Consider the following 5,076-nt stretch of genomic DNA (forward strand, 5'->3'; position numbering starts at 1 on the left):
AGCCGGAATTCAGAAGGAAAGCTGAGATTCGGGCCGACGTATCTACCGTAAGCCACTGGTCAATAGCGAAAAGGGCTAGTCCAACCACCGGATAAGATCGTGGCTGCGCACGATCTATCCTTGTTCGCTGGATTCAGGCCTGCCATAGCTCGGCCAGATCAAGCCGCAGACCAGCGATCACGTCTCCGCCATTGAGGTGGGTGGCGCCCTCCAGACGCTGAGGTTCACCGCTGGCCGGCCAGAGCTCCACAACCTGCTCTTGCGGCAGCAGCAACCAGCCCATCTGGGCGCCATTGGCCTGGTAGGCGCCCATCTTGCGGCGCAGGGCACTCACCCCACGGGGACCTTCATCACTGGGACGGATCCATCGGACAGGCGGGTATTGCGTGCGCTGGTTTCACCACCAGTTGGTGTCATCTGAACCAGGTAGCCATCAGCATCGAGCTCAAGAACAGCCTCTGGATTTCGCTCGCAGACGGCAGCGAACTGCTCCGGTGTGAGCTTCAGATCCCCCGGCAACAGCAGCGGCTTCAGTCCCAGATCTGTTGGTGGGGCTGGATAAGCAAGCGTCACGGCCCCAGCAACTGGATCACAACCATGTTACGGCCTGTTCAACCCCTACGAGGGCTAGGCGCAATCAATGCCTTATGGGGATTTGGATGGGCGCGCTTGCCGAATGGCTGCTTATGGCCTTGGAGAGTCGCTGAGCGGCATCTTCCAGGCCGCCCAGAATCGGATCGGCCACCGAACTCGGAAAGTCGGCGGGGATGGTGCTGGTCACTTCAGCAAGCACATGGTTCGTGTCGGTCACCATCTCAACCATCACTCGCGTCGCTTTCTGAGGCTCAATCCCGCACTGCCTTGCCGTGGCCAGCCAATGATGAGGCTGAAGACTGAACCAGTCATAGCGTGGCTTTCTGCCTTTCAGCGCCATCGCCATAGTCACCCTCTGGGGAGCCAGCTGATTGGCGCCTTTCCCGATCACTGGATAGGCTGAAATCACGTCATAGAGAGGTGTGAGTCGAAACGCTCCGCCTGCACCCAACATCAGGGAAAAGTTCTTGGCATGCCCATCGATGGCTGCCAGCAGCCAGAACAGCAGCAGACAGCGGAACAGCTGAATCCGATCCTCTTGGGGGGCCAGGCTGCCGCGAAGAAGCGTCATCAGATCAGCGATGCCTGGCCCGCCATCACTCTGGTACTTGAGTCCAGGGGGTGTCCCCAGCGCCTGGCAGCAGTCCTCCTGCGGCAGACGTAACCACCAGCTGCCATCAAGGACGGGGCGTCGATCGAAGCGCTCGACCACCAGCACCTTCTGGTCCTCGAAACAGGCGACCCTGCTCCCGGCCACCGGCAGACCAAAGGCGGCAGCAATCCGGCCGCAGAGCCACTCATTCTCAATCGAAAGGGAAAGATCGAGCCCCTCTACTCCCACCCGGCCCAGAGGCAGCTTGAAGATGTGTGTCGACGGCGTTGCACCCAGGGGGACACACCACTGGTCGCCATGGCGGAGGAACGCTGTTTTCTCCTGGGCTCCGGCCAGCGACAGCCGAAGCGCCTCCCCATCGTCCTGGCCCAGGGGCTTGCCCTGCACCGCGAGCCGGCATTGCCTGGCCACCCCGGCCTCATCGAGGGGCTCGGCCTCGATCAAACGCACGTTCTGCGGTGGCGAACCTTGCGGCAGAAGCTGAAGGGCGCCCACGCAGTCGCGCCCAACCGCCGCAAGCAGCGCCATGGCACCGCTGTTGCTGGTGGAGAATCGCTGCTGCAGGCGCAGACGGATCTCGCGGCTGTCGGGCAGCAGATTCTCGAAGTAGTTCTCCACCACGGCGCCGTGATGGGCCTGGCCCTCAGGCAGCAAGGGCAACGAGAGCGAAATCGGGCGGCAACGAGGTGAAGCCAGCCAGCTGGCGGCGTAGTGGAGACGGTGCCCGCCGGTGGAAGTCACCCCCCAGTGCCCCACCAGCTCGCCGTTCATCCAGAGGTCAAGACCATGGCCCAACCGAGGACGTGCCATGGCTACCAGTCGTCTCCTACGCTTCCCACCTGGGCTTCACGGGGCTGGAGCACAAGCTCCACCTTCAAAGCGGCCATCAGGCGGTAGAGGCTGTCGATCGTGCAGCGCTGTGGGTCGTTCTCCAGTGACGACACCGTTTTCTGCTGCAAGCCACCTTGAGCTGCGGTCTCATGCTGTGACAGCCCCAGTTCCTTGCGGCGGCTGCGCAGCAAGACGCCAAGCTGTGATGGAAGGCGGGCCACATGGGACAAGGCTCATCCCCTGCAAGGAATAGATCCAGCTTATCCCCTGTGGGACTTAAGCCCGAGTGAACCCCTGCAGGGGTTGATCGCAGCCGAGCTGTTCGGGGATCAACAGCCAGCAGCAGGTGACTGTTGCTTCTGGGCCTCTCGAAGGCGCTCACAGATCGCGAAACGGCAGCAGGCGGCTTGGTAGCGCAGGCCATGGCACCCACCTCAGAACCAACGGCTTATGGCGCTCCAGCAGATAGTTCAAGGCACTGGCATCGAAAAAGCTCACACCCCAGTGGGCCGCCGATCCGGCGCTCATCGCGGATGCACGCCCATGGTACCTGCGTACTACTAGCGGATCGATCTCGGGTTGGCGTCGCTACGGTCATGGCAGAGAACGAAGCGCCGGTTTCCTCGGGTCAGCCCGATCCGTTTCCTTTCCTCGATCGCGGCGGCCTTGCCTCCTACAGCCATGTCGATCTCCTCGGGGATCCGCTTCTACGTCAATCAGCAAATCGGAATTCCTTTCCTCTTTGCCGCCGTGGCGGCGCTGGTTGGCGAAGACGAAGTCTTCTCCGAAGGAGTAGTTAAACTGGCATCCAACGATAGATGCGCAGATCAGAGCGCTCTAGAGCGAGAGGCGAACTTAGCCGTAGGCCGGCGAAGCCGTAGCTGCTCGAGAAAGAGATCGCGCTGCTTGAGACAGAGAACGAGCGGCTCGCCGATCTCGAATCAATGCTCGATGCCTTGTTGCTCGCTCCAACTGAGTGAAGCCCTGGCGTTTGCGTCTTGTACGCGAGCGGTTCAGCCACCCCGCCGCTCCCACAACATGAACGGCTCGAAGCTCACGCTGATTCCGAACTCCTCGGCGAATTCCAGCACCGGGCACCAGGCACGGTTCTCGCGCACGATGCCCCGCAGGATCAGTGGCGCATCCCCCCGCTGCAGGCCCATCTCGAACAGCGGCCAGCCCACCGAGGGCTGCACCTGGTCGTCCTGAAACGTGGGCGCCACATCGAGGCTGCCGATCAGGATCCGCCGGCGGCTCGCCTCCCATTCGTAGGGGATCTCGTAGAGCTCCAGCAGCTCGGCAGCCAGCGCCCACGAGGTGCCATTGGCATCGAGCTCCACCGCCAGCTCCCGGCCGCGGGCCTTCATGGTTCTGGCGCGGCGGAACTCCAGCCGGCTCGAGGGGGCAGCTTCCGGTTCGCTCAGATACCGGCGGATGCGCTGACGCAGCTCATCGCCGCCGGTGGGTGGACCGTTCCTGCTGAGCTGCAGGAAGTCCCAGCGCTCGCCGCTGCCGCCCCAGATCACCGGGCCGTAGTTGTCGTGCATCCAGCGGCCGTCGCGGTTGGAGGCGGCTTCGGCGTGGGTCATCACCGTCTGCAGCGAGATGTCACCCGCGCTCCAGCCCCAGCTAACAGTGATCCGAGCCGCCTCGCGGCACATCGCTTCGAGCTGCGCCTCGGTGGGCGGCATCGTCCAGGGATCGGGCTGGCCGCCCATGCAGGCGCAGGAGAGGGCCACGGAATTGCTGTTGCGCCGCCATGTGTGGGCCGGCAGGTCCACGCTGTAGGCGTGCAGGCGATTCAGCCGCCCGTCGCCGCTGATGATCGTGTGGTAGAGCCCGGAGCGCACCCAGGTGTAGGGCGTGGCGGCCCAGTGCAGGTAGATCGTGGCGGGCATGGTGAGTGGGCAGGCGGCCGTCAGCGAATTACTGGGTAAGCTCAATAGTAATTCAAGCTGATGACCATGAGAAGCACGATCACGTCCCGCGGTCAGACCGTGATCCCAGCAGCCATCAGAAAGCGCTTCGCGCTTGGCCCCTCCCAGCGGCTGGAGTGGCTCGTGGAGGCCGACGGCTCGATTCGGGTCATTCCGGTTGCCGCCTCTCCCGTGAAGGCCTTTCGGGGGCAGGGGAAGCTCGGGGGCTCGACCCAGCGCCAGCTGGCCGATCGGCTGGCTGATGCTGCGCTGGAGGCGTGATGACCCGGTTCTGCCTCGATACGTCGGCCTTGCTCACCCTGCGAGATGACGAGCCCGGTGCCGACCAGGTTGAGCAGGCCCTGGAGGGCCCTGTGCGGTGCACGGCCTGTTTCATCACCCGGATGGAGGTGCTCTACCGCGTATGGAAGGAGGAGGGTGAACGGGCAGGCCGACTGGCCTATGAGCAGCTGCAGGCGCTTCAAATCGACTGGCTGGAAGCCAGCGAGCCCCTGCTGATCAGTGCAGCGCAGATCAAGGTTACCCATGCCCTGTCCCTGGCGGATGCCTGGATCGCCGCGGCTGCTCTCAACTGCGGCGCTACCCTGCTGCATAAGGACCCGGAGTTTCAGGCGATCGACGGTCTCGCTCAGGAGTGGTTGGCTTGAGGGAGCAGGCCTGCGGCCTGCCGATCCGTGAATGGGAACGGAACGCGAATCACCGCATACCTCTCGAAGGCGGTCACAGATCGCGGAACGCTTCCTCGTCCGCCGGGCTGCTCCACTCGCTCAGGCCCCTCTCCAGCCCCTGGAGATAGGCCAGATCCAACGGCGTCACCGCCCGCACCCGCGCCGAACCATCCTCCAGCTCCCAACTGAGCTGGTCGCCCTGCCGCAATCCCAGGGCCTCACGCACGGCCTTTGGCACCGTAACCTGCCCCTTGGCAGTGAGAGTGACGACTTCCATCGCTGGCAAACCAGTCACTGCTTATAGCCTAGGTGTGTAGTCCCAACAGGTTGTTCAGCTGACAAGGGGGTGTGAGGTCGCCAGGGTCGGAGTGTCACCGCCGTCCCAAGACCTCACACACCATGCATAGCCACCCACTGGCCCGACTGACGCCGA

General features: G+C 63.5%; 9 protein-coding genes. 2 read left to right on the top strand and 7 right to left on the bottom strand.

Annotated features, from left to right (window positions below):
* Nucleotides 1–133: 133 nt before the first annotated feature.
* From KBY93_RS16235 to KBY93_RS16010, 6 genes are all read right to left on the bottom strand, one after another.
* Entirely contained in the window at nucleotides 134–334 is a 201-nt protein-coding gene (locus tag KBY93_RS16235; protein WP_315856433.1) for a hypothetical protein, read from the bottom strand.
* Entirely contained in the window at nucleotides 331–573 is a 243-nt protein-coding gene (locus KBY93_RS16240; RefSeq protein ID WP_315856434.1) for a Uma2 family endonuclease, read from the bottom strand. Before KBY93_RS16240 ends, KBY93_RS16235 begins: the two co-directional genes overlap by 4 nt.
* 64 nt (nucleotides 574–637) lie before the next feature.
* Complete coding sequence (locus KBY93_RS15995; RefSeq protein ID WP_255095409.1) at nucleotides 638–2,017, bottom strand: type II toxin-antitoxin system HipA family toxin; 1,380 nt, start codon at nucleotides 2,015–2,017, stop codon at nucleotides 638–640.
* Between the two features lie 2 nt (nucleotides 2,018–2,019).
* Nucleotides 2,020–2,259, bottom strand: a complete 240-nt coding sequence (locus KBY93_RS16000; protein WP_255095415.1) for a helix-turn-helix domain-containing protein — start codon at nucleotides 2,257–2,259, stop codon at nucleotides 2,020–2,022.
* A gap of 157 nt (nucleotides 2,260–2,416) precedes the next feature.
* A complete protein-coding gene (locus KBY93_RS16005; protein ID WP_255095410.1) occupies nucleotides 2,417–2,566 on the bottom strand; it encodes a hypothetical protein in 150 nt (49 codons plus the stop codon).
* Nucleotides 2,567–3,051: 485 nt separating this feature from the next.
* Nucleotides 3,052–3,936 carry an N-acetylmuramoyl-L-alanine amidase gene (locus KBY93_RS16010; RefSeq protein WP_255095411.1) on the bottom strand — a complete coding sequence of 295 codons (885 nt, stop codon included), beginning with the start codon at nucleotides 3,934–3,936 and terminating at the stop codon, nucleotides 3,052–3,054.
* 60 nt (nucleotides 3,937–3,996) lie between these two features.
* On the opposite strand from KBY93_RS16010, the gene KBY93_RS16015 reads away from it, so the two are divergent.
* Nucleotides 3,997–4,236 carry an AbrB/MazE/SpoVT family DNA-binding domain-containing protein gene (locus KBY93_RS16015; RefSeq protein ID WP_255095412.1) on the top strand — a complete coding sequence of 80 codons (240 nt, stop codon included), beginning with the start codon at nucleotides 3,997–3,999 and terminating at the stop codon, nucleotides 4,234–4,236.
* Nucleotides 4,236–4,622 (top strand): PIN domain-containing protein, encoded by a 387-nt coding sequence (locus KBY93_RS16020; RefSeq protein WP_255095413.1) that lies wholly within the window; start codon nucleotides 4,236–4,238, stop codon nucleotides 4,620–4,622. Before KBY93_RS16015 ends, KBY93_RS16020 begins: the two co-directional genes overlap by 1 nt.
* A 73-nt stretch (nucleotides 4,623–4,695) precedes the next feature.
* On the opposite strand, the gene KBY93_RS16025 is transcribed toward KBY93_RS16020, so the two are convergent.
* Complete coding sequence (locus KBY93_RS16025; protein ID WP_255095414.1) at nucleotides 4,696–4,920, bottom strand: AbrB/MazE/SpoVT family DNA-binding domain-containing protein; 225 nt, start codon at nucleotides 4,918–4,920, stop codon at nucleotides 4,696–4,698.
* Nucleotides 4,921–5,076: the final 156 nt, after the last annotated feature.

The organism is Synechococcus sp. J7-Johnson (assembly GCF_024345795.1).
GTDB lineage: Bacteria > Cyanobacteriota > Cyanobacteriia > PCC-6307 > Cyanobiaceae > Regnicoccus_A.